The organism is Pseudomonas antarctica, from assembly GCF_900624995.1.
GTDB classification, from domain to species: Bacteria; Pseudomonadota; Gammaproteobacteria; order Pseudomonadales; family Pseudomonadaceae; genus Aquipseudomonas; species Aquipseudomonas antarctica.
Genome location: NZ_UYXQ01000057.1, coordinates 1 through 23655, shown reverse-complemented (window position 1 = coordinate 23655; position 23655 = coordinate 1). Strand labels below are relative to the sequence as shown.

Here is a 23655-nt window from a genome sequence, read left to right as displayed (position 1 = left end):
ATCGCATTCACGGACTCATGGAGCGACGCGGGCAAATTCATGAAGTGCGCAAAACTGAAGAGCCACTGTGGGCGTGCTTGACGCCGATGGCGGAGTTTCAGCCAGCGCATTTGCCAGCTGACCCACCGCTATCGGGAGCAAGCCCCTTCCCACATGTTTATTTACCCCGCGTTACGCCAGTTCAGCCCGCAGTTGGCGCGCAGCAGTGACCATATGAATCAACGCCGCTTCCGTTTCCGACCAGCCACGGGTTTTCAAGCCGCAGTCCGGGTTGACCCACAGCCGCTCGGCGGGGATACGCTTGGCCGCCTTGCGCAGCAGGTTGGCCATTTCCGACGCATCCGGCACCCGTGGCGAGTGGATGTCATAGACGCCCGGACCAATGTCGTTCGGGTAAGCGAAGGCTTCGAACGCCTCCAGCAGTTCCATATCGGAGCGCGAAGTTTCGATGGTGATCACGTCAGCGTCCATCGCCGCGATGGACTCGATCACATCGTTGAACTCGCTGTAGCACATGTGCGTGTGGATCTGGGTGTCATCGCGCACGCCACAGGCGCACAGGCGGAAGACTTCGGTGGCCCAGTCCAGGTAGTGCTGCCACTGCGCCCGGCGTAACGGCAGGCCTTCACGGAACGCGGCTTCGTCGATCTGCACGATCTTGATGCCGGCGGCTTCCAGGTCGACTACTTCGTCGCGAATCGCCAGCGCCAGTTGCCGCGCCTGCAGTTCGCGGCTCACGTCTTCGCGTGGGAAGGACCACATCAGCATGGTCACCGGGCCGGTCAGCATGCCTTTCATCACCTTGTTGGTCAGGCCTTGGGCGTAGCGTATCCATTCCACGGTCATGGCTTTCGGGCGACTGAGGTCACCAAAGATCACCGCCGGTTTCACGCAGCGCGAACCGTAGCTCTGCACCCAACCGAAGCGGGTGAACACGTAGCCGTCGAGTTGCTCGGCGAAGTACTCAACCATGTCATTACGTTCGGCTTCGCCGTGCACCAGCACGTCCAGGCCGAGGTGTTCCTGCACTTCTACGGCGTGCTTGATCTCGCTGTGCATGGCTTCGACGTATTCGGCTTCGCTCAACTTGCCGGCTTTATACGACTGGCGCGCCAGGCGAATAGACGCGGTTTGCGGGAACGAACCGATGGTGGTGGTCGGGAACAGCGGCAGCTTCAGGCCGGCACGTTGCTTCTCGATACGCTGGGCAAACAGCGACTGACGCTGGCTGTGCTTGGCGGTGATCGCCGCCACACGGGCTTGCACGGCAGGCTTGTGAATACGTGGCGAAGCCGCGCGGGCCGCTTGCACGGCGCGGCTTTCAGCCAGGGCGGCGAGCACATTGGGGGCTTCAGGTTCATTGACGGCTTGAGCCAGCACCGCCACTTCCGCGCACTTCTGCACGGCGAAGGCCAGCCAGCTTTTCAGCTCGGCATCCAGCGTGTCTTCACGGCCCAAATCAACCGGGCTGTGCAGCAGCGAGCAAGACGGCGCGACCCAAAGGCGATCGCCCAATTTCTCATGAGCATGCTGCAAGGTCGCCAGGGCTTTTTCCAGGTCGCAGCGCCAGACGTTACGCCCATTGACCACGCCCAGGGACAACACTTTGTACGCCGGCAGGCGGTCGAGAATCGTCGGGTACTGATCCGGAGCACGCACCAAGTCGATGTGCAAACCATCGACCGGCAGGTTGGCGGCCAGCCCGAGGTTCTCTTCCAAACCACCAAAGTAGGTGGCCACCAGCTTTTTCAGCGGGTCGCGTTGGATCTGGTTGTAGGCGCGCTCAAAGGCGTTTTTCCAGTCTTGCGGCAGGTCGAGCACCAGGATCGGCTCATCGATTTGCACCCACTCAACGCCCAAATCCGCCAGGCGCTGGAAGATCTGGCCATACAACGGCAGCAGGCGGTCAAGCAGGTCTAGCTTGTCGAAGTCACCGCCCTTGGCCTTGCCCAGCCATAGGTAAGTCAGCGGGCCGATGACCACGGGCTTGACGTTGTGGCCCAAGTCACGGGCTTCTTTAACCTCTTCGAACAACTGCTCCCAACCCAGTTGGAATGGCTGGTCGGCGCTGAACTCAGGCACCAGGTAGTGATAGTTGGTATCAAACCACTTGGTCATTTCCTGGGCGTGGGCACCGCCGCAGCAGCTGTCGCTGACACCACGGGCCATGCCGAACAGGGTCTGCAGCGTGGCGTTGCCATCGGCTGGGCGGAAGCGTTCAGGGATCACACCGAACATCAGCGAGTGAGTCAGGACTTGGTCATACCAGGCGAAATCACCGGCCGGCAACAGCTCGATACCGGCCTGTTTTTGCAGTTCCCAATGCGCCTTGCGCAAGTCACGGCCCACGGCACGCAGGCCGGCCTCGTCGAGCTCGCCCTTCCAAAACGCTTCCTGCGCTTTTTTCAGTTCACGATCGCGTCCAATGCGCGGAAATCCAAGGGAATGAGCGACGGCCATGACTTACAACTCCAATGTCGATATTGATGGCAGCCATTGTCGACACACACCCATAGTGAGACAAACTCATTTTACTCTAGACGATCACGAGAACCACTCATGTTGCCATCACGTGTAGATAGAACGCGTGAAACATGAAATACGCACACGCTGCCAGCGCCAAGCCCATGCAACGATTGAATACGGTAAACGCCGACGCCCCGTTAATCCGCCGTCCCAGCACCGCGCCCAGCAAGGCGTAGACCCACGGCGCACCGACCGCGCCCAGCCCCAGCAAGGCCGAAACCCCGGCGATGGACGCCCCGGTAACATGCGCCGCCGGCAACATCACGCTGGTAATCGGCAACACCGCCACGATGCCTTTGGGGTTGAGCAACTGAATCACCAGGCCATTCCAGAACGTGAGAGCCTTGGTCGGCGTGCTTGAAGACTCTTCAACCACCGTGCGGGCGGTGAACACTTGGTAGGCGAGGTACAGCGTGTACACACCGCCGACCAGTGAGATATACGGCAGCGCCGCCTGGGAAACGATCGCCTCGCCGGTGTAGCCGAACAGCACGAACATCAGCAGCATCGCGCAGCCCACGCCAATGTAGAACCCGCTGGAGCGGCGCAATTTACCGGTGAGCCCGGCGTTCAGGCCCATCAAGTTCACAGGGCCTGGGCTGTACATGACACTGAAGGCGTAGAGGAAAATATCCATGAAAAAACCTGCCGTAGAAGAAGTTCGGCGAGTCTACTGAGGCGGTTTACGCTGAATCTTGTACGTTTGTAGTTCAGCGTTGTACCTATTGTGCGAACCACGCCATGAGCACGGCACACCCTGCGTGGGACGCCGCCATCGGTTGCGAGCACAGCGCATACACCCCACCCGTCTCCAACGGCACCACCCGCACGCCGCGCTCGATGGAATCGGCGGCCAGGTTCAGGTCAGTCATCGCCAACATCAGCAACAGCTAGGTCCACCGCCGGGTGGCTAGCCACACAATGGCCAGGGGCAGGTCTTCGACGATAAACAACTTGGCCATCAAGCTTTTCGGCGGATAGATCGCCAGGTCCTGCTTGACCGCCGGTGCGAGGAACTCATCCGGCGCGCTATTGGCGTTGGCGTAGTGCAAGTTGAAGACCAACACCTAAGCGCGGAGAAAATGAGCACCTCCTGTGGCGAGCGGGCTTGCCACAGGGAGCCCTGTTTACCACAGCAACTTATTCACCCTAGCCTCTGTGCGTTGAAATAAACTGAGGCGGTACTTATTGGGAGACCCACCAACATGGATGCAGTGACTCAAGGCAGTTGCCTCTGCGGTGCTGTCAACTGTCAGGTTTCGACTCAATTAAACGCCGTCACCCATTGCCACTGCAAAAAGTGCCAGAAAAGCCACGGCGCGGCGTTCGCCACTTATGCCAGCGCCCCCATATCTGCGGTGAATATCAACGCTTCGCTGGATACGCGTTTTGTTGCGCACAAGCAGGCACACAGCTGCCTTGAATCCAAGGCGGCCTGGTTTTGCGAGGGATCTGTATGACACAGGCCAGCGAAGACTTTTCGATACGCAAGCTCGAAGCGCTTCCCGAGCAGCTGCGCGAGCTGGAAGCGCAGGCCGTTGCCGAAGGGTTCAGGTTCCTGACGCGGCTTATCACCGAGTGGGAAAACTGCACAAATCGGTTTGACCAACCGGGTGAGTGCCTTGTGGGCGTCTTTCGTCACGGGCAATGGCTTGCAGTTGGCGGTCTTTCCCGCGACCCGTACGCAGGTCCAGAAACCGCTCGACTACCCCGGGTATACGTTGATCCAACGATGCGCAAGCGTCGTATTGGTGGGGCGTTAGTCCGCTATTTACTGGAATACGCCGCTAAACAGTTTCAAGCAGTGCGTCTTTCCACGGAGAGTCCAAGCGCCATGAAGTTTTATCTGCGCTGTGGTTTCCACCCTGTGGGCGATGACACCGCAACCCACGCAAAGTCGCTGACACCCCTCAATCGGCAATGACCCGGAGACCGCATGCAGGTGATAAACAACAGCAGACCTGAGTACATGCCCAGGCTCGAACACCTTCTGTACGGCAATAACTACAGCGTCTCAATAGACCTGTATGGCCCACTGGATGCGAATCGACCGCTGATCGAGGTGCTCAAATCAGCGGTGAGTTCGTCATGTGAAGTCCCCCGCAGTGTACTGATCAGTGTTGATGAAGCGCGGGCGCACATTCTTGAGTCGTTGCTTTACCCAGGTGATCCGGCTGCCGGGCCTATCGACCTGCCCGCTAAACGCAGTGAAGTAACCGCACTGGTTGAGCAACTGTTGGAAGGTGCCCACGTCAATAAAGCCGATGCTATCTACACCTTCCACCTTGCAAAGGGCCACCCAGGCTACCCGGTGTGGTGGGAATTCGCGTTGGATATTCATGCGCAAGGGCGCCGTTGGATTCTGCTGGGTAGCAGCAGCGATTAAGCGTAAGCCCCAAGGGTGAATTGGGGCTCAAGCGACTTGACGACTTACATCAACGCAATCGAATCACTCACAAACACCCGATTCTGATCCTGGTCCCGCGCCACTTCACTGCGCGACACGCCGTTACGCCAGCCAAACCCGACGCTCTTGAACGTGCCGCTCTGCACCACGTAATCCAGGGAAATATCCCGCTCCCATTCGCTGGCTGTGTTGCCGGCGGTGGTGAGGATATGGTCGCCTTTCAAGTACATGACCGACGCCATAAGGCTCGGCAGGCCCAGTGCGACGAAGTCGTAGGCGTATTGCGCGAAGACGCTGCGTTCGCCGGCCTGGATGAGGGTTTGCACGGTGCGGTCGGTGTAGAGGTACAGGCTGGAGCCGCCCTCGCCTTTGTTGACCAGGCCGCCCTGATTGAGTTGGGCGAAGTTGCTGCCCGACGGGTAGTTGAGGATAAACGCCTGGCCCCACTCTTCAGTCTTCGACGGGGCGGCGGAGCCGTCGCGGTTGTCGTTGTTGAAGTAGAAGTTGCGCATGTTCAAGTTGGCGTTGCTGTCACTCAAGAAATCAGCCGAGGCCAAGGGCTCAGGGTAATCCCCAGGCAGCCGGTCAATACGTTGGGTAGATTCAAAGTAGCTTTCCTCAGGACGAACTCCGGCGCTGAATCCAAGCGCCGGGCGCAAAAAAGGGCAGCAGGATGCACGCGACCAAGTTAGTTTGGCCGCAGCGTTAACCAACGTTTAAGTACTTAGTTGAGTGAAGTGAACCTGGGTAAAACCTCAGTCAATCAATCCATGAGCGTCATAAAACGGATACGGCCCCGGGTAGTCCCCGAACACGCCGTTGTGGCTGATCAAACCCTGCTGCTCATCCCAGCGGTGCAGCAGATAACCTGCTGGCTCCAAGTTGAAATGCGCGGGCGCGGCGTCTTGCAGGTCGAGCACGATCTGGTGCGAAGTGCCGGGGCACACGCAACTCAAGCTGCCGCCAAAGCGCCGTTGCATCGGCCGATGCAGATGCCCACACAGCAGGCGTTCCACTTGCGGGTGACGGGCGATGACGCGCTCCAGGGCGGCGGCATTGATAAAGGGTTCGCGGTCCATATGGCCGATGCCGCTGATAAACGGCGGGTGGTGCAGGATCAACAAGGTCGGCGCCTTGGGACGCAGCGCCAATTGGTCGTCGAGCCACTGCAACTGGCTGTCGAGCAGTTGGCCGCCGTGACCACCGGGAATGGTTGAGTCGAGGCCGATCAGGCGCAGTGGGTGCTCATCCACCATCCAATCCAATGGGCCGTCGGCCGAGGCAGGCAAATAACCGTGGTCCGCGAAGGCCGCCAGCAATGGCCCGCGCGCGTCGTGGTTGCCGGGCACCAGGTAGCACGGCATGTGCAGGCGCGCCAATTCCGGGTGCAGCACGGCGTACTCATCGGCGCGGCCAAAATCCACCAGGTCGCCGCTGATCACCACGATATCGGGCCGTGGGTCGCTGGCGTTCAGGTGGTCGACGGCACGGCGCAGTGCGCCCAACGTATCCACCACGCCATAGGTCAGGCGGTTGCCAGCTTTAAGGTGCAGGTCGCTGATCTGTGCGACAAGAAACGGACGGTTCAAAATAGGCTCTCACGCATTCAGGGTAAACAACAGGTGCGGCGCAATTGCCAGGGTAATCGGCGCGCCGACGCGGTGCAGTTGGTTGTCGCTGCTGTCTACCAGCAGCGGTTGCGGGCCGCCGACATCCACCAACAAACGGCTTTGTGCGCCCTGGAAGAATTGCGCCACCAGGTGGCCGCGCAGGTGCCCTTCGTCTTCCATCACGCGCAGGTGTTCAGGGCGGCAGTACACCGTGCCTGGCAAATCGACGGCGTGCCACGGCAGCTCGCCGCCGCAGACTCTCAAGCCGTGGGCGGTGCGATCCAGCACCGTGAACGCATTGAGGTTGCCGACGAAGCCTGCAACAAATGCATTCGCCGGTTGCTGGTAGATCTCCCGTGGGCTAGCCAATTGCGCGACACGCCCCTGCTCCATCACCAGGATGCGATCCCCCAGGGCCATCGCTTCACCCTGATCGTGGGTGACGAACACCGAGGTGATGTCGAGCCCACGCAGCAATTGATCCAACTCACTGCGCAGGCGCTCGCGCAATTGCGCATCCAGGGCCGCCAGCGGCTCATCCAGCAACAGCACTTTGGGGCGCGGTGCGAGGGCACGGGCCAGGGCCACACGCTGACGCTGGCCGCCCGAGAGTTCATGGATGCTGCGCCGGCCGTGGTGCTGCAAGCCCACCAGCTCCAACAGTTCTTCGCAGCGTTTGTTGCGCTCAGGCGCTGGCACGCCGCGAATCTTCAAGCCATAGACGATGTTGCCAGCCACATCCAGGTTGGGAAACAGCGCGTAGTTCTGGAACACCATGCCCACATCGCGCCGCTCGATGGGCAGGCGCGTGACGTCTTGATCGCCGAAAAACACCTGGCCGACATCCGGGCGCTCCAGCCCCGCAATCAAGCGCAAGGTGGTGGTTTTGCCACAGCCGGACGGGCCGAGAATCGCCAGGGTTTCGCCGCCTTCGACGGTCAGGTTCAAGTCATGCACGGCCACGGTGCCGTCGGCGAATGCCTTGCGACAGCCTTGCAGGCGGATAGTGATAGCGGTCATCGACGCTCTCCACGGGACAAACGAGCACTGATGGCCTGCAACGCAATCAGCAGCGGCACGATCATCAGCAAAAAGATAAGGGTGTAAGCGCTGGCGATTTCCAGGCGCGCCGAGGCGTAGCTGTCGGCCAACCCGACCGGCAGCGTCTTGGTCATCGGTGTGTGCAGCATCCAGGTCAGGTTGAATTCACCCAGGCTCAGGGTGACCACCATCAGCACGCCCGCCAAAATCCCCGCCCGGCAGTTGGGCACCACCACGCTGAAAAAACGCTTGATCGGCCCCGCGCCGAGGCTGGCCGACGCCTCCTCCAAGAGCGGCAGTTGCTGACGCTGCATCACCGCCATCACCGGGCGCACCAGAAATGGCAAGGTGAACAGCACGTGGCCGACGAGGATGAACAACCAGCTGCTGCGGAAGCTGCCGAACTGGCCGTAGGTCAGCAGCAACGCCAACGCACTGGCCAACCCCGGCATCGCCACCGGCAGCACCATCAGTTCTTCGAAGGCGCGGCTGAAGCGGTTGTTCATGCGCACCAGGGCATAAGCCGCAGGTACGCCGATCACGCAGACGCACACCGCGCAGGCCAGGGCTAATTGCAACGACAGCCACACCGTCGGCGAGTAGGCCTGCCACACCTGGATCAACCAGTCGAAGGTCAACCCACTGGACAGGCCGACAAAGAAGTTGCGCGTCAACCCGGCCAACAATGACATCACCACGGGCACCAACATGAAGGCACACACCAGCAAGGTAAACAGCAGTTGAATCACAAACAGCGATGAGCGCTTCACAGGACCGTCCCCGCGTTTTTCACCAGGCGTCGCATCAGCAGCAACACCGCCCAAGTCAGCACTCCGAGCACCACCGACAGCGCGGCGGCGACGGCAAAGTTGGCGTAGTTGGTGAACACGTTGTAGATCGCCACCGGGGTGACGTTCAGCCGCGTGCCCAAGGTAAAGGCGGTACCGAAGGCGCCCATGGAGGTGGCAAAGCAGATCGCCCCGCAGGAGGCCAACGCGGGCGCCAGGCCTGGCACGATCACGTCGCACACCACGCGCCAATGCCCTGCCCCCAACGAATGTGCAGCTTCTTCCAGGCTGCGATCGAGGCTTTCGCACGCCGCCATCACCGTGAGAATCACCCGCGGAATCGAGAAATACAGGTAGCCGACAAACAGCCCCGCCAATGAGTACGCAAAAATCCAGCGCTCACCGGCCAGCTGCAGGCCCAGGGCGGCAAACAGGCCTTGGCGCCCGGCCAGCAGGATCACCAGGAAACCCACCACCACGCCGGGAAACGCCAACGGAAAAGTGAGCAATGCCACCAAGGCCGAACGCCCGAAGAACTGTTGGCGGGCGAGGAATACGCCGCTGATGCCGCCGATCAGTAACGCCGTGAGCGTCACGACCACGGCCAGCACGCAGGTTTGCGCCAGGCTGCCCAAATACTGTGTGCTGCTCAGTACCTGCCAGTAACCGCTGCCCTGGCTGTCGCGGCTCTCGGCGCCCAGCAGCACCAAATGCGCCAGCGGCAACAGCCAGAACGCGAACAGCACCGCAAAGGCCGGGGCCAACGCCCAGGCCGCCTGTTTTGCCGATGTTGCCACTTACTTGACCTCGTTCAGGTAACGGGCGGCGAAGGCTTCTTGCACAGCGCCCATTTTTTCGTAATCCACCACACCGGCGCGCGCGTAATCACTGTCGGGCAGAAATTGCGCGGCGACCTCGGCCGGCATTTTCATTGGGCGCACCGGGCGCAGGTAGGCCTTGGCCCAGAGTGCCTGGCCTTCATCGGAGAGCACAAAATCGAGGACCTTTTCAGCGTTGGCGCGGTGCGGCGCGTTGGCCACCAGGCTCATCACGTACGGCACGCTGATGCTGCCTTCTTTGGGGATCACGAAGGCGACGTTGGCGTTGTCCTTGTAGCGGGCGCGGTAGGCGTTGAAGTCGTAGTCCACCAGGATCGGCAATTCACCGGACAGCACCCGCGCATAGGCGGTTTGCTTGGGCACGATGGGCGCGTTTTTCGCAAGTTTCTGGAAGTAGTCGATGGCCGGGGCGAAGTTATCCAGGTCGCCGCCCAGGGCGCGGTTGATCGCCACGGCGCAGACGTAGCCGACGAACGCGCTGGACGGGTCGAGGTAACCGACCATGCCTTTGTATTCAGGCTTGAGCAGGTCGGCCCAGCTTTGCGGCACCGGCAAACCGCCCAGCGCATCGACGTTGACCATGATGCCCAAGGTGCCGGAATGGATCGCGAACCAATGGCCGGCCGGGTCTTTCAGGCCAGCAGGAATCTGCTCCCAGCCTTTGGGTTTGTAGGTGCCGACTACGTCGGCTTTTTGCGCCTGCAAGCCGAAGGTCACGCCGTAATACACCACGTCAGCAACGGGCGCAGCCTTCTCCGCCACCAACTGCGCCAAGGACTGCCCGGAGTTCTTGTTGTCCAATGGCACTTGCACGCCAGTGCTGGCGGCGATGGCCTTGAGTTGGCTGCCCCAATCGGCCCAGTCAGGTGGGCAGTTGTAGCAAATTGCCGTTTCGCCCGCCTGGGCCAGGTGGGCCATGCCGCACAGCAGCACGGCTGCCAGGGTTTTACTGAACGCGCGCATCAGGTGTCTCCTCAAGGGGTTGAGTGCTGTCGCCGGGCCGGATATGGCACGGCAGGCAATGGGAAATCGGGGCGTTACCGGCGATCTGCGCCAGCAATTGGTCAATCACGGTGCTGGCCAGCAGGCCGATGGGCTGCACCACGCTGCACAGCGTTGGGTGCATCTGGGTGCCGAGGGCGATGCCGTCAAAGCCCATCACCGAGAGTTGCTCGGGCACATTCCAGGCGTTGCGGCGCAGCTCGGCGATCAGGCTGATCGCCAGAAAGTCGTTGGAGCACACCAGTGCGGTCGGCGCCTGCGGGCCTTGAAGGAACGGCTCGACCGCCGCGAACTCGGCCTGGGTGTGGGCCGGCATTTCAATCACTGCGCGGCGTTTAAGACCGTACGCGCGCATCGCGTCGCAATAGCCGGCGTAGCGCAGTCGCGCGCGGTCGGACTGCAACGCGGGGCCGGCGACCATGCTGATGCGCCGGTGCCCTGCATCGAGCAAATAACGCGTGGCCAACGCCATGCCCGCGCGGTTATCCACCGACACGGCGCTGTAGTTGGGGTTGCTCGGTTGGTGGTAGGCCAGCACGAAAGGCGTCTGTTCGCTGGTGAGGCTGTTGAGCACGCTGTTGCTTTCGGCGTCGGTGACCGTCAGCACCAAGCCATCGACGCGTTGGCGCAGCAGCTCTTCCACCACGATGCTCTCGCGCTCAGTGCTGTAGTCGGTGGTCGCCAGCAGCAGGCTGTAGCCGCGCAGCCGGGCGGCACGTTCCATGGCCTGGAACTGTTCGGCAAACACCGGGTTGAGCAGGTTGGGCACCACCACACCGATCAGGTTAGTGGTTTGCAGACGCAGTTGGCGGCCAAGCAGATTGGGCCGAAAGCCCAGCTCGCGGGCGGCGGCGAACACTTGCTCACGGGTGGCCGGGCGCACTTGGTCGGGGGAAGCAAAGGTGCGGGCGGCGGTGGCGCGGGATACGCCGGCCAGCTGCGCAACGTCTTTGAGGTCAGTCATTGTCACTCGCTTTGAGATCGATCTCATTGGCGAGGACAGTAACGGCGGAATATGGCAGCAAAGTGGTGGACAGATGACGGTTTGATGTCGGCCGAATCGAGCGCGGCGCTAGCGCCCCGCAAATCATCTGCCTTTATACTGCGCACCCTGCCCTATTGCTCAAGGATGAATCATGCGTGTCATCGTCATTGGAGGCCTGGGCAACTTCGGGCTGCGTATCTGTCGACGCCTGTCCTCAGAACCTGACATTGAAGTGATTGCGGCCAGCCGCCGCTCACACTCCGGCCTGCACACCCTCAGCGACGGCCAACAGGTCGCGACCCTGCCCCTGGACATTCGCGCCGCCGACTTCGAACAGCGCCTGGCGGGCGCCAAACCTGATCTGGTGATTCACTGCGCGGGGCCCTTTCAAGGCCAGGATTACCGCGTCGCCAAGGCAGCCTGCGCGGCCGGGGCGCATTACCTGGACCTGGCCGATGGCCGCGCGTTTGTCGCCGAGTTCGCCGCCAATGTCGATGCCGAGGCGAAAGCCGCTGGCGTGCTGGCCATCTCCGGTGCCAGCAGCGTGCCGGGGTTGTCCTCGGCGGTGGTCGATCAGCTGGCCCAATCCTTTACGCGCATCGACAGTATCCAGACCGTCATCGCCCCCGGCCAACAAGCCGTGCGTGGGGTTGCGACCATCCAGGCGGTGTTTGGCTATGCCGGCCTTGGGTTCGAACGCTGGAATGGCGGCGCCTGGACGCGACAATTTGGTTGGCAAAACCTGCGTCGCTTTCACTTCGAAAGCATCGGTAAGCGCTGGGGCGCGGCGTGTGATGTGCCGGACTTGGCGCTGTTCCCAGAGCGCTATCCAGGCGTACGCGACGTGGCCTTTCATGCGGCGCTGGAACTGCCCGTCCAACACGTAGCGCTGTGGTTCGCCGCCGCGCTGCGCCGCCTCGGCGTGCCCTTGCCGATCAGCCGTTACGCCGCACAGCTTGATGCCTTCTCCAGCCGTTTTCTCGACCGCTTCGGCAGCCCGACCGGCGCCATGCAAGTGCGCGTTCAGGGCCTGCGCAGCAACGGCCAACCCGGCGCGCTGACCTGGCACCTGAGCGCACCAGGCGGTGACGGCCCGGAGATCCCGTGCATGGCGGCCCTGCTGATCGCGCTCAAGCTGGCAAAAAAACAGCTGCCGCAAACCGGCGCGTTTGCGTGCCTGGGCTTTTTGCAGTTGGATGAGTTCACCGCCGAGTTCGAGCGCTGGGGCTTCACCACCGCCATCATCGAGGACACGCCATGAGCCAACGCCGCATCACCTTGGTCATGCCGGCCAGCGCCGCCGACGCCTTCGAGGCGTTCCACAACCACAGCGTGCGTATGCAATGGGACACGCTGCTGTCGCGCGCCGGTGTCGAAGGCGGTGGCAGCCATCCCTATAAAGGCGCGATCACCTTCAACCAGGGGCGTGGCTGGAAGCGCTATTTCGCCCTGCGCACGCGCTTCGTCAACTACGTGCCGGGCAAGGTGGCTGCCGCGGTATTGGTGGAACCTGCCGGCTGGTTCCACCAATGGTCGGCGTCCATGCGCCATCGCGACCTGGAGGGCGCCACCTCGCAGCTGATCTATACCTTTAACGTCGGCCTGCGCCCGCGCTGGCTCGGCTGGCTGCTGAACCCGTTGGCCAACCGCCTGTTCGAGCACGAAACCCGTCAACGCTTCGCCGCCATGGCGGAGTATTTGCACCGCCATACGCTAAACAGTCACGAAATTTCGCCAGAGTCACCGGCGACCGTGAATCGAATCGCGGCAAAATCCGCCCGCTAACCTTTCGATCTGATCCAAGTGCGGGCACAATGCGTGTCCTTTTTTGGCAGGCACCGCCGCAGGCTCTCAAAAATGATCAAAACGCCGTACTACCTCATCGATAAACAGAAGCTTCTGGTCAACATGCAGAAGATTGCTTACGTGCGCGAACAGTCCGGCGCCAAGGCTCTGCTGGCGCTCAAGTGCTTCGCCACCTGGTCGGTGTTCGACCTGATGCAGGAATACATGGACGGCACCACCTCGTCGTCGCTGTATGAATTAAAGCTCGGCCGCCAGAAGTTCGAAGGCGAGGCGCACGCCTACAGCGTGGCCTGGGCCGACGATGAAATCGAAGAAATGCTGGATAACTGCGACAAGATCATTTTCAACTCGATCAGCCAGCTGCAGCGTTTTGCCGAGCGCTCCGAGGGCAAGACCCGTGGCCTGCGTGTGAACCCACAGGTGAGCAGCTCCGACTACTTGCTGGCCGACCCGGCGCGCCCGTTCAGCCGTTTGGGCGAGTGGGACCCGGTGAAGATCGAAGGCGTCATCGAGCAAATCTCCGGCTTCATGTTCCACAACAACTGCGAGAACGGTGACTTCAACCTGTTCGACCAGATGCTGGGCACCATCGAAGAACGCTTCGGCGCGCTGCTGCACAAGGTCAACTGGGTCAGCCTCGGCGGCGGCATCCACTTTACCGGTGAAGGCTATGCCATCGACGCGTTCTGCCAGCGCCTCAAGGCGTTCTCGCAGAAGTACGACGTGCAGGTCTACCTGGAACCGGGCGAAGCGGCGATCACCAACAGCGCCTCCCTGGAAGTGACCGTGCTCGACACCCTCTACAACGGCAAGAATCTCGCCGTGGTCGACAGCTCCATTGAAGCTCACCTGCTGGACCTGCTGATCTACCGCCTCAATGCCAAGCTGGCACCGAGCGAAGGTGAACACACCGTCATGGTGTGCGGCAAATCCTGCCTGGCCGGGGACATCTTCGGCGAGTATCAATTTGATCGTCCGCTGGCCATCGGCGATCGACTGTCGTTCATCGACACCGCAGGCTACACCATGGTCAAGAAAAACTGGTTCAACGGCCTGAAAATGCCGTCCATCGTAGTGAAACAACTCGACGGTACAGTCGAGCTGGTTCGTGAATTTGGTTACGACGACTACCTGTCCAGCCTTTCGTAAGCTGGCGGATATAGGAGAAATAAAGCAATTGAAAAAGAACGTTCTTATCATTGGTGCAGGAGGTGTCGCCAAGGTGGTGGCCCACAAGTGCGCGCAGCACAACGACGAACTTGGTCGTATTGCTATCGCGTCGCGCAACATCTCCAAATGCCAGGCCATCATCGACAGCGTCAAGGCCAAGGGTAGCCTCAAGGTTCCCGCCGACATCCAAGCCTTCGCGCTGAACGCCCTGGACGTGGAAGCGACCAAGGCCCTGATCCGCGAGACCGACTCGCAGATCGTCATCAACGTAGGTTCCGCCTTCCTCAACATGTCGGTACTGCGTGCCTGCATCGACACGGGCGTTGCGTACCTCGACACCGCCATCCACGAAGAGCCGGGCAAGGTCTGCGAGACCCCGCCGTGGTACGGCAACTACGAGTGGAACCACCTGCAAGAGTGCAAACAGAAGCACATCACCGCCATTCTTGGCGTGGGCTTCGACCCGGGTGTCGTCAACGCGTATGCCGCGCTGGCGCAGCAACAGCATTTCGACCGCATTGATTCGATCGACATTCTCGACGTCAATGCCGGCAGCCATGGCAAATACTTTGCCACCAACTTCGACCCGGAAATCAACTTCCGCGAATTCACCGGGCAGGTGTGGAGCTGGCAGAACAGCCAGTGGACCAGCAACACCATGTTCGAAGTCAAACGTACCGACGACCTGCCGGTCGTCGGTTCGCAAAACCTGTACCTGACCGGCCACGATGAAGTGCACTCGCTGTCGACAAACCTCGACGTGCCCAACGTGCGTTTCTGGATGAGCTTCGGCGAACACTACATCAACGTGTTCACCGTACTGAAAAACCTCGGCCTGCTCTCCGAAAAACCGGTCACAACCGCCGAAGGCCTGGAAGTGGTGCCGTTGAAAGTGGTCAAGGCCGTATTGCCCGACCCGTCTTCGCTCGCCCCTGGCTACACCGGCAAGACCTGCATCGGTGACCTGGTCAAAGGCACCAAAGATGGCCAGCCACGTGAGATGTTCATCTACAACGTGGCCTGCCATGAAGAAGCCTTTGCCGAGACCGACAGCCAAGGCATCTCCTACACCGCAGGCGTGCCACCGGTCGCCGCTGCGCTGCTGGTTGCGCGTGGCGAGTGGGATGTGAAGCACATGGCCAACGTTGAAGAGCTGCCGGCTGAGCCGTTCCTCAAAGCGCTGGACGTGATGGGCCTGCCGACTCGGATTAAAGACGAGCACGGTGATCGGGCTTGGGATGCGATTGCCTGAATAGGGTGATTACTGACCAAAATGCACCTTCAAAAGATAGAGTGAAAACGTAGCAATCTGCCACTCGGCTTTGATAAAAAATGCCTGTCTCGTTAGAGATGGGCATTTTTTATTATGTCCGGCGTAACTTTCATTAACAGCTACTTAGGCTGCTGGTAAAAACCTCGAGTAACCAGATTGACCAGGTATAGGGGTAAGCTCAAGATTTGGTGAATAGGTAATAGCCGGGGGAGCCTGTGCGCAAAACATGCTTAGCCACACACGAATTTGCGCGCCGCCCTACTCAACCGCCCATCAGTAAGTTACGCCGGAAGGCACTGATAATCATATTAACAAAAAGAGCCTTGAGTGTTCTGGACGCTCCGAAGTTTATCGGACATAGACTGGCAAGAAGGTGTTTCCAACATACAGAAAAATGCCCCGAAAAGTCAGAGCAAGAATATAACGCTTACACCGCCGATACAGCCATGGACTTATAGTAGCCCATAACAAACGATGAGTGCGCATTGCGCACCTGCAATGCAACGCCCTGCGCTGCGGGCATCAGCCACTTGACTTAACAAGCATCAATAACAATAAGCCTGTGATTAATTCAACCCTAATTATATGCTACGAAGCCAATAGCCCTGAACACCATTACAGTAATCTACCAGTGGAGCTCCTTCGTTAACAAGCGCATTGCCGGCATCTTCTAATCGTTTAGAATCCGATAGAAATTCTGAAATTGTTTGCCCTACCAGGATAGGAAAAGCCGCACTTAAGAAATGGATAATCGATTGACTGACCTTCCCAGCCTCCGACACGTAATTCCGCCTAGGTTCTTCTACTGCCTTCAGAATATTGATACTTTCAATTTTATCCGTTATTGCATCTATCTTTTTTTCAGCCTCACTTAAGACTTGCTGTTTTTTCTCGATGTCAGCGACCAAGTTTTGTCGTGTTTTACGAAGGTCATCATACTTGATCACTTCATTGAGAATTCCCAGCACCCTCGAAGCAATAGCCAGCGCTAGTTTGATGGTAGCCTTAACAGTTTCGGGCACACGGCGCGTTACAACTTTTTTATCTTCTGCCTGATCACTTGAATGCTGCTCCTCGGTAGTGACACTTTCCTCCAGCGACTTCAGAACAGGCAAAAGCCGATCAATAAATGAAGTTGTCTCATATTCCAAGAGCGCGTCATCCAACTTAATTTTATCAGCCCTGAGTTGTATAAGTTCTTTTTTATTTTCAGGTAAATTTTTAGCCAGCACGTCCCTTTCCTTCGTCAGCTGCTCAATAATTCGTGAGGTATCGCTAAGCGTGACAGTCTCAACCTCAAACACCCTATCAACACAGCGTTTTTTAACGGCACTCACCTCATCAAAACAGCGTTTTAGCGAGTTAGCCAGCTCAGCCTTATATACCTCACCTTGATCACCACCAATAAGCTTCAGATATTTACTTACATCTGCGAACTTGATCAGGGCTGGAATATCGCTTAACACACCGTTAATTTCTTTGTCGCACTCGCCAATCGCAGTATTCAGTCGCTTCAGCTCTTCTCCCAGCGCTGTGATATACACATCACTTGATGTCACTAGCGCTTGATTACTCGCAATAATACGAGCTTTCCGAATCACCGGGAGATTAGGCGTTTCATAGATATATGCAACCATCATCTTAACTCCAAAATTAATTAACTCACTTAACTCATTGCCTTCTTAACATCGTCCATTAAGACTTTTATTTTATTCCAATCTTCTATAACACTTTCAACCTTTATGACCAGCTGCCCCACCAACTGCCAATTTTCAGGATGTTCAAGGGTGGTTTTTGAACTGGTCGCATGGGCAAGTGTTGTATTCCATACATTCTCAAATTGATTAACGCCCGCAATTGCATTTGAGACCACCAAATAAAGGCTATCCAAAAAGCTACTCAGTTGTTCAAACAGCCCTGACAATGCATTGAGTTTTTCTTTGCGCGCCACCAGAGTATTATTTTCGTCATACAACTCCTTCAACTTCGTAAACCCTTCTTTTTCCTCGCTTCTAATTTTTTGAGGATTAAAGATCCACCAAAAAAAGTCTGAATACTGGGTGTCGAGTTTTTCTCTCGCGGACTTAACAAGAGGCACCAGCGCTGCAAACCGATTGTTAATTTCTGTAATTTCTTTAAGTGTATTGACTGCGTCTGTTGCTTTTAGCTTCCGACCGACAGAAGAAGAAATCGGTTCCTTCAAGGTGCTTTCAAATAATTTAAGCTGTGCACCGAGTTCTGACACAGTCTTCCTTTTCTCTTCAATTGATTCGATGATCCCCCCAAAAATCTCAGCCACCGACGCACAGCTGTTTTGGTCAGCGTTTTCCACAAGCGGCTTGAAACTTAAAGCCAATGACGCATCCATGTCTTTTAGCTGTTGACTAAAATCTTTGTAGCCAGGCATTTTTTTTATTTCATCAACTGCAGGCTGTGCATAATTATCAAAATCCATCTTAAAGCTACTTAATGCTGAAATAGCTTTCTGCATATTCGTCTCGATAGCACTCCAGCTCTTCGAGTGATCGTGAATTTGTTTAAACAGTTCCAAAATACTGGTGGTAGATATTTCGGCCGTTCCGGACGCTGCAGAAGTGAACCTCGCTTCGACCCCTGCCGCATCCTGCGGGAGCGCAAGGCCTTGCGACACATACTTTCTAACTTTTTCAACGTCGTCTGGTGTAATTTTTGCCTTAGCAACAGAATGGTCAAACTTAACGTCTGTCATGAGAAAGCTCCTTATTTTCAGGTTTTTTTCAACAAGGTATTTTTAATTGGGCACGCGTCAAATAGCCGGATTATTGATCCTAAAATGCTATGGGCATACTCAACTCAAGGTTCAAAATTTATATCCTTCACAACGGCGTCCCAGTCTTTCATTATTCCACTCAGCCGTAGCTTGAAGAGCAACATACCATTCGTATCTTTTATTCCATCGACCTTGGTTTTCGAAGAACTAATAAGCTCTAAGGTATTGATCCATAACGCCTCGAAATAGTTTATTTTAGCCCCATCTCTTTTCACTATATTGAACATATAAAAACAAGCACTGCCTAAGTCCTCTAACTCATAAAGCAAGCCGTTACTGCCATTTTTTGCGGCTATCACTAACAGTTCTTTCTTAGCGATCTCAACTTCAATTTCTTTGATTTTTGCATCAATACGAGCATTAACCACCGCTATATCAGCATCATTATCTAAAATTTTAAGCTTGCTCAATTCAAAATGAAACTCATCACTTTTTCTTTGAATGAGCTGACTAAGCGCTCGAACTTCAGCACCGACGCCTGCGGCAACAAACAGGTCATATATTCTCGACAGTCGTGGTAAAACCTCTACGTTAATCAATTGTTTAAACGTTGTAATCGCTGCTTGAAACTCCGACACTGTTTTGTGACTGCCTGCTATATTGCCCTTCAGCTCTTCAATACGCTCACCTACGACACGAACCTTATCCAACTCCTCCGTGCTCAATGAGCAGCCGGGCATAGATTTTACCGTTTCCTCTGTAAAATCCTTAAGTGCGAGCGCATTGATACTTGGCAGCTTTTCTATAATTTGAATCGTTTCCTTGCAAAACCCAACCACACGTTTCGAAATATCAGGTAGCGCAGGATTAAGTTTATCCTTCCACCCCTCTAGTGCGCCTAAACTTCTTGCTGCCTCAATAGACTTATCCCTTAGTTGTACGATATCGGAAATTTGCAACCCTTTGACGTAGCTTTTATCAATTTCCTCTTGACGTAGATTTTCTATAGCAGTAGCCGCGTCTCGTATTTGTGGAACGCACCGCGTTGAAAAATACTTAATGTTAACCACTTGATCATCTGTAAAGAACAAATTTAGAACGGAACCAGACATAACTTTCTCCCAAAATTCCAAGGGGCTAAATACGTTGTCAGTTATAGATATAGAACCTACCCAGCCTACCGTCTACTGTCAGATCTAACAGGTAAAGCCCTAAAACCGATAAACGGTTTGAGCTAAACCCATTTTCAGTGAGCCCACTACCGCAGGGCTGGTCGCATCGCGATGGATGCGGGGCTTTGTGCTGCATGTGCGAGAGGAAGGGGTCTATTGAAATCTGAATTCAAACGCGAGGCCGCCGACCTCGCTCTCAAGCAACACGACAGCTACATCGAAGCCAGCCGGTCACTCGGCATTGGTGAGTCGCCATTCCGTCGCAGGGTGACCAGATTTAGTAAGAACCCCGCAGAGCAAGGCACTGACGCCTGAACAGTAAAAAATTCAGAACCTGGAAGCCCGGATCGCTAGGCTTGAGTGAGAGAAAACCATACTAGAAAAGGATACCGCGCTCTTGATATCAGAAGATTGCGAGCCTTCGCGCTGATTGACCAGTTGGGCGCCTAAGAGCCGCTCAATTTTGTATCCATCCTGCGGGTCGTCCCATAAACACCTCGGTCAAGGTGTTGCGACGACAGGCTGAATCCACTCTGTCAACTGTCAACTCTGACAGTAGCCTGCACAAGGCTCACTTCTTATGATCGACATGCCCATACTTGAGCGCTGACCAAAAATCAGCAGCTGTTATTGGGACTCATCAGCCGTAAATCAATCGTCAAACTTGTAGCTACCTAGCAAACCACCACATCTTTTGAGGGTATTAAAATGAAAAAGAAAGTAAGTACTCTAACAGGCTACGTAGAAAAACTTTCACACAACAAAACTGTCGTTTATCAAAACTGGATAACCTTTGATAAGGACGCAACCAAAATATTCAGAGCTTCACAACCTTACTATAACGACTCTGAAGATACGGCTCAAAGATTTGATGCTAATGCCATTGCACTCTTAAAGAACTATGGCATTAAAGGCATCATCAGCCTGAATCAAAAATTATTGGAAAGCAACAGCGCCGCAGCGTTAAGTAATGAAAGCATTACCTATCACCACCTTGAAGTAAAAGACTTCAACACTCCGACGGCTGCGGAACTGCTACAGGGTTGCAAGGCAATTGACAGCGCATTAGCTAAGGGTAACGTGTTGGTTTATTGCGGTTTCGGACAAGGTAGAACAGGAACGATGATGACGGCTTATGAGATCTATAAATTACCCAAAGCAACTGCCGCCTCCAAATTAGACGCGATTATCGCCGCCTCCACCGCCGAGACTGATGATCAGGAGAAAAGTCTGCGTGCACTGTACAAACTGCAAAACCCTTAGCGTTCACGCATAAAAGGGCGGAACTATTGCAGCTTCGCCCGTTTGCGTGAAGATCCATCGCCAGTCCCTCCAATACACTGTCAACTCTCACAGGTTGCCGAGTCCGTAAACCCCGCTAACATCAGCTACGTCGAACGCTTAATCACCGATTGGATTATCTGCCCCCTCTGTGCAACATCGCAGGCAAGCCAGCTCCCACATTAGAGTTGCAGTGGATTTGAGAGGTCGAGTTATTCCAGATTTCTGGCCGAGTTGCTCAGCGCCCTTGAACACTGCAACAACGCCGGTGCCAGCTGCTTCTCGGCATCCGCCCTGCTCCACCGACTGGTCGGCGCCACCACGTGCACTGCCGCCACCGGCCGGCCATTGGCGCCGAGCACCGGCGCGCCGATGGTCATGTCGCCCAGGAACAGTTCCTGGCCGTTCACCGCATAACCCTGTTCCCGCACCTGTTGCAGCGACACAAGAATCTGGTCGACTTCCGTCAGCGTCTGGCTGGTGTGGGCAATGCGCTGGCTGTTCTCGATCAACACCAACGCCTCATCCGTCGGCAAGGCGCTCAAATACGCGCGCCCCGAGGCCGTGCAATACATCGGCACCCGCGAGCCAATCGGCATGTGCACCGGCACAAAGCCCGCGCTGACAAACCGCGCGATGTACGTCATGTCGTAGCCCGCAGGCTCGGTCAGGCACGAGGTTTCGCCGGTCAAGCGCGTCAACTCGGACAAAAACGGGTTGGCCACCTCAATCAACGAATGCGCATCCAGATAACTGAATCCCAGCTCCAGCACGCGCGGTGTGAGTTGGTAATGCCGCGTGCGCGAGTGTTTCCGAAGGTAACCCAGGCTCTCGAGGGTAAACACCATGCGCTGAGCCGAACTTTTGGTCATGCCGGCGGCCTCGGCCACCTCTGCAAGGCTCATGCTGCGGTGCTGTGCGCTGAATGCCTTGAGCACCGACAGGCCTTTTTCCAGGGATTGATTGTGCAAGCTGTTGCGTTCTTCAGACATGGCGGACTCGCGGTCAGGTCGATCAGGCGTGGCGATATTCTTACCTCAAATCACAAAAATAGACCATTAAATATCGCCTATCGATACGAATGGTTCATTTTTTCTGTTCCACCGAACAACATACGATTTATATCAATCGAAATGGCACAGAGCTTGCGGTTTCATCAGCAGCCGCTTGCGGTACTGATGATCCGTTTTCCTTCTGGAGTAACCCGATGAACAGTCTTTCGCCCTTGTTTCGCCGCCTTGCCTTCGGTCTTTGCGCCACGCTCTGTGTCAGCGCCGTGCACGCAGAGAGTGCGTCCTCGTACAAAGTCGGTGCAACGGCCAGTGGCTCGCCGTTTACCTTCCTGGATATCAAGAGCAACAGCATTCAGGGCGTGATGGTCGATGTGGCCGAGGCCGTCGGCAAAGCTGGCGGGTTTACCAGCCAGATCGAGCAGACCAACTTTGCCGCGCTGATCCCCTCCCTCACCTCCGGCAAACTCGACTTCATTGCCGCCGCCATGCTCAAGACCGCAGAGCGCACCAAAGTCGTCGACTTCAGCGCCCCGGTATACGCCTACGGTGAAGGCCTGATCATCAGCGCCGACGACAACACCGCCTACCCCGACCTCACGCCACTCAAGGACCAGGTGGTCGGTGTGCAAGCCGGCACGGTGTTCTACGACCAACTCAACAAGCTCGGCATCTTCAAGGAAATCCGCACTTACGATTCCATCGGCGAGATGGTCCGCGACCTGTCCCTGGGCCGCATCAAGGCGGCGGTCGGCGACCAGCCGGTAGTTGCCTACCAGATCCGTCAGAAGCTGTTCAAAGGTGTGAAACTGGCGCCCGACTACACACCCACCAACGTCGGCGAAGTGTGCCTGGTGGTGCGCAAAGGCGATGCCGAAACACTCAACCGCCTGAACACCGCCATCGCCAGCATCAAGGCCGACGGCACCCTCGATGCCATCCTCAAGAAGTGGGGGCTTGATACCCAGGTGCGCCCATGAACCCGGCTGAATTCCTGCAAAACGCCCAGGATTTTTTGCCGATTTTGCTGCAAGGCGCCTGGGTAACGATCCAGATCACCGTGCTGTCCTTCCTGCTCAGCAGCGCGATTGGCTTAGTGTTGGCATTGCTCAAATTGTCGCCGATCCGTGCGTTGTCGTGGGCGGCGAGTACCGTCATCAACGTGATTCGCGGCCTGCCGATCATCGTGCAGCTGTTCTACATCTACTTCGTGCTGCCGGACATGGGCGTGCACCTCACCGCGTTCTACGCGGGCGTAATCGGCATGGGCATCGCCTACTCGGCCTACCAGGCCGAAAACTTTCGCACCGGCATCATTGCCGTCGAACAGGGCCAGCGTGAGGCCGCCGAAGCGCTGGGCATGCGCTCGGTGCTGATGATGCGCCGGGTGATCCTGCCGCAAGCGTTTCGCATCGCCTTGCCGCCTTACGGCAACACCTTGGTGATGATGCTCAAGGACTCATCCCTGGTGTCGACCATCACCGTGGCCGAGATGACCCGCCAGGGCCAACTGATCGCCTCGTCGACCTTCCAGAACATGACCGTCTACACCCTGGTTGCCCTGCTCTACCTGCTGATGAGCCTGCCGCTGGTGTATGGCCTGCGCCGCATGGAACAGCACCTGGGCCGGAGGAAAAAAGCATGATCGCGATACGCCAACTGCAAAAACATTACGGCAGCCATCGCGTGCTGCACGGCGTCGACCTCGACGTGGCCAAGGGCGAAGTGGTGTGCCTGATCGGCCCGTCGGGCTCGGGCAAATCTACCCTGCTGCGCTGCATCAACGCGCTGGAAGCCTACGACGGCGGCGTTATCACGGTGTTTGGCGAAACCGTGCAGCGCGGCAGCAAGAGCGTGCATGCCCTGCGCAGCCGCATGGGCATGGTGTTCCAGCGCTTCAACTTGTTCCCGCACCGCACGGTGCTGGAAAACGTGATGGAAGGCCCGGTGTACGTCAAACGCGAGCCGCTCAAACAAGCCCGCGACGAAGCGCTGG

General features: G+C 57.0%; 26 protein-coding genes and 1 pseudogene. 12 read left to right on the top strand and 15 right to left on the bottom strand.

Translation table 11 applies throughout. From position 1 onward, the window contains the following. Window positions 1-171: 171 nt before the first annotated feature. The 4 genes from metE to E0F99_RS30065 all read right to left on the bottom strand — a co-directional run bounded on the left by metE (window position 172) and on the right by E0F99_RS30065 (window position 3593). Window positions 172-2460, bottom strand: a complete 2289-nt coding sequence (metE, locus tag E0F99_RS20550) for a 5-methyltetrahydropteroyltriglutamate--homocysteine S-methyltransferase (protein ID WP_083358130.1) — start codon at window positions 2458-2460, stop codon at window positions 172-174. A gap of 97 nt (window positions 2461-2557) precedes the next feature. Then, entirely contained in the window at window positions 2558-3163 is a 606-nt protein-coding gene (locus E0F99_RS20545) for a LysE family translocator (RefSeq protein ID WP_083358129.1), read from the bottom strand. A gap of 85 nt (window positions 3164-3248) precedes the next feature. After that, complete coding sequence (locus tag E0F99_RS20540; RefSeq protein WP_175582010.1) at window positions 3249-3398, bottom strand: hypothetical protein; 150 nt, start codon at window positions 3396-3398, stop codon at window positions 3249-3251. A gap of 18 nt (window positions 3399-3416) precedes the next feature. Next, window positions 3417-3593: a hypothetical protein gene (locus E0F99_RS30065; protein ID WP_156795341.1), complete on the bottom strand. Its 177-nt coding sequence runs from the start codon at window positions 3591-3593 to the stop codon at window positions 3417-3419. Window positions 3594-3731: 138 nt separating this feature from the next. On the opposite strand from E0F99_RS30065, the gene E0F99_RS20535 reads away from it, so the two are divergent. The 3 genes from E0F99_RS20535 to E0F99_RS20525 are packed head-to-tail and all read left to right on the top strand — an operon-like array spanning window position 3732 to window position 4912. Then, window positions 3732-3986, top strand: coding sequence for a GFA family protein (locus E0F99_RS20535; protein ID WP_083358128.1), 255 nt, complete (start codon window positions 3732-3734; stop codon window positions 3984-3986). Then, a complete protein-coding gene (locus E0F99_RS20530) occupies window positions 3983-4450 on the top strand; it encodes a GNAT family N-acetyltransferase (RefSeq protein ID WP_083358127.1) in 468 nt (155 codons plus the stop codon). The genes E0F99_RS20535 and E0F99_RS20530 overlap by 4 nt, the downstream gene beginning before the upstream one ends. Window positions 4451-4462: 12 nt before the next feature. Beyond that, window positions 4463-4912, top strand: coding sequence for a hypothetical protein (locus E0F99_RS20525; protein WP_083358126.1), 450 nt, complete (start codon window positions 4463-4465; stop codon window positions 4910-4912). Window positions 4913-4956: 44 nt separating this feature from the next. On the opposite strand, the gene E0F99_RS20520 is transcribed toward E0F99_RS20525, so the two are convergent. The 7 genes from E0F99_RS20520 to E0F99_RS20490 all read right to left on the bottom strand — a co-directional run bounded on the left by E0F99_RS20520 (window position 4957) and on the right by E0F99_RS20490 (window position 11177). Next, a complete protein-coding gene (locus E0F99_RS20520; protein ID WP_456239022.1) occupies window positions 4957-5490 on the bottom strand; it encodes an OprD family outer membrane porin in 534 nt (177 codons plus the stop codon). A gap of 198 nt (window positions 5491-5688) precedes the next feature. Further along, window positions 5689-6522, bottom strand: a complete 834-nt coding sequence (locus tag E0F99_RS20515; RefSeq protein WP_083358125.1) for a phosphodiesterase — start codon at window positions 6520-6522, stop codon at window positions 5689-5691. Window positions 6523-6531: 9 nt separating this feature from the next. Beyond that, window positions 6532-7563, bottom strand: a complete 1032-nt coding sequence (locus E0F99_RS20510; protein WP_083358124.1) for an ABC transporter ATP-binding protein — start codon at window positions 7561-7563, stop codon at window positions 6532-6534. Then, entirely contained in the window at window positions 7560-8354 is a 795-nt protein-coding gene (locus E0F99_RS20505) for an ABC transporter permease (RefSeq protein WP_083358123.1), read from the bottom strand. The genes E0F99_RS20510 and E0F99_RS20505 overlap by 4 nt, the downstream gene beginning before the upstream one ends. After that, on the bottom strand, window positions 8351-9169 hold the full coding sequence (locus E0F99_RS20500) for an ABC transporter permease (protein ID WP_083358122.1): 819 nt from the start codon (window positions 9167-9169) through the stop codon (window positions 8351-8353). The genes E0F99_RS20505 and E0F99_RS20500 overlap by 4 nt, the downstream gene beginning before the upstream one ends. After that, window positions 9170-10174, bottom strand: a complete 1005-nt coding sequence (locus tag E0F99_RS20495; protein ID WP_083358121.1) for an ABC transporter substrate-binding protein — start codon at window positions 10172-10174, stop codon at window positions 9170-9172. Continuing rightward, window positions 10158-11177: a LacI family DNA-binding transcriptional regulator gene (locus E0F99_RS20490; protein ID WP_083358120.1), complete on the bottom strand. Its 1020-nt coding sequence runs from the start codon at window positions 11175-11177 to the stop codon at window positions 10158-10160. The genes E0F99_RS20495 and E0F99_RS20490 overlap by 17 nt, the downstream gene beginning before the upstream one ends. Before the next feature lie 172 nt (window positions 11178-11349). Here E0F99_RS20490 and E0F99_RS20485 point away from each other — a divergent pair, with 172 nt between their 5' ends. From E0F99_RS20485 to E0F99_RS20470, 4 genes are all read left to right on the top strand, one after another. Beyond that, on the top strand, window positions 11350-12459 hold the full coding sequence (locus E0F99_RS20485) for a saccharopine dehydrogenase family protein (protein ID WP_083358119.1): 1110 nt from the start codon (window positions 11350-11352) through the stop codon (window positions 12457-12459). Continuing rightward, on the top strand, window positions 12456-12983 hold the full coding sequence (locus E0F99_RS20480; RefSeq protein ID WP_232000052.1) for a hypothetical protein: 528 nt from the start codon (window positions 12456-12458) through the stop codon (window positions 12981-12983). Before E0F99_RS20485 ends, E0F99_RS20480 begins: the two co-directional genes overlap by 4 nt. Before the next feature lie 72 nt (window positions 12984-13055). Next, complete coding sequence (locus E0F99_RS20475) at window positions 13056-14153, top strand: carboxynorspermidine decarboxylase (RefSeq protein ID WP_083358118.1); 1098 nt, start codon at window positions 13056-13058, stop codon at window positions 14151-14153. A gap of 28 nt (window positions 14154-14181) precedes the next feature. Beyond that, window positions 14182-15426, top strand: a complete 1245-nt coding sequence (locus E0F99_RS20470; RefSeq protein WP_083358117.1) for a saccharopine dehydrogenase family protein — start codon at window positions 14182-14184, stop codon at window positions 15424-15426. A gap of 602 nt (window positions 15427-16028) precedes the next feature. On the opposite strand, the gene E0F99_RS20465 is transcribed toward E0F99_RS20470, so the two are convergent. From E0F99_RS20465 to E0F99_RS20455, 3 genes are all read right to left on the bottom strand, one after another. After that, entirely contained in the window at window positions 16029-17087 is a 1059-nt protein-coding gene (locus E0F99_RS20465) for an alpha-xenorhabdolysin family binary toxin subunit B (protein WP_083358116.1), read from the bottom strand. Window positions 17088-17113: 26 nt separating this feature from the next. After that, window positions 17114-18175 (bottom strand): hypothetical protein, encoded by a 1062-nt coding sequence (locus E0F99_RS20460; RefSeq protein ID WP_083358115.1) that lies wholly within the window; start codon window positions 18173-18175, stop codon window positions 17114-17116. Between the two features lie 104 nt (window positions 18176-18279). Then, on the bottom strand, window positions 18280-19308 hold the full coding sequence (locus E0F99_RS20455) for a hypothetical protein (RefSeq protein ID WP_083358114.1): 1029 nt from the start codon (window positions 19306-19308) through the stop codon (window positions 18280-18282). 171 nt (window positions 19309-19479) lie between these two features. Between E0F99_RS20455 and E0F99_RS20450 the strand changes: the two are divergent. Both E0F99_RS20450 and E0F99_RS20445 read left to right on the top strand, forming a co-directional pair. Continuing rightward, window positions 19480-19815: pseudogene (locus tag E0F99_RS20450) on the top strand (IS3 family transposase); the annotation flags it as partial. 261 nt (window positions 19816-20076) lie between these two features. Then, window positions 20077-20631 (top strand): protein-tyrosine phosphatase family protein, encoded by a 555-nt coding sequence (locus E0F99_RS20445; RefSeq protein WP_083358113.1) that lies wholly within the window; start codon window positions 20077-20079, stop codon window positions 20629-20631. Between the two features lie 230 nt (window positions 20632-20861). Here E0F99_RS20445 and E0F99_RS20440 read toward each other — a convergent pair whose 3' ends face one another. Next, the gene (locus E0F99_RS20440) at window positions 20862-21641 is read right to left on the bottom strand and encodes an IclR family transcriptional regulator (protein ID WP_083358112.1); all 780 of its coding nucleotides are present in this window, start codon (window positions 21639-21641) and stop codon (window positions 20862-20864) included. 215 nt (window positions 21642-21856) lie between these two features. On the opposite strand from E0F99_RS20440, the gene E0F99_RS20435 reads away from it, so the two are divergent. The 3 genes from E0F99_RS20435 to E0F99_RS20425 all read left to right on the top strand — a co-directional run. Then, complete coding sequence (locus tag E0F99_RS20435; protein WP_083358111.1) at window positions 21857-22639, top strand: ABC transporter substrate-binding protein; 783 nt, start codon at window positions 21857-21859, stop codon at window positions 22637-22639. Beyond that, on the top strand, window positions 22636-23304 hold the full coding sequence (locus E0F99_RS20430; protein ID WP_083358110.1) for an amino acid ABC transporter permease: 669 nt from the start codon (window positions 22636-22638) through the stop codon (window positions 23302-23304). Before E0F99_RS20435 ends, E0F99_RS20430 begins: the two co-directional genes overlap by 4 nt. Then, window positions 23301-23655: ATP-binding cassette domain-containing protein (locus tag E0F99_RS20425; RefSeq protein WP_130908895.1), on the top strand; the 355-nt coding region annotated here is incomplete at its 3' end. The genes E0F99_RS20430 and E0F99_RS20425, both read left to right, overlap by 4 nt.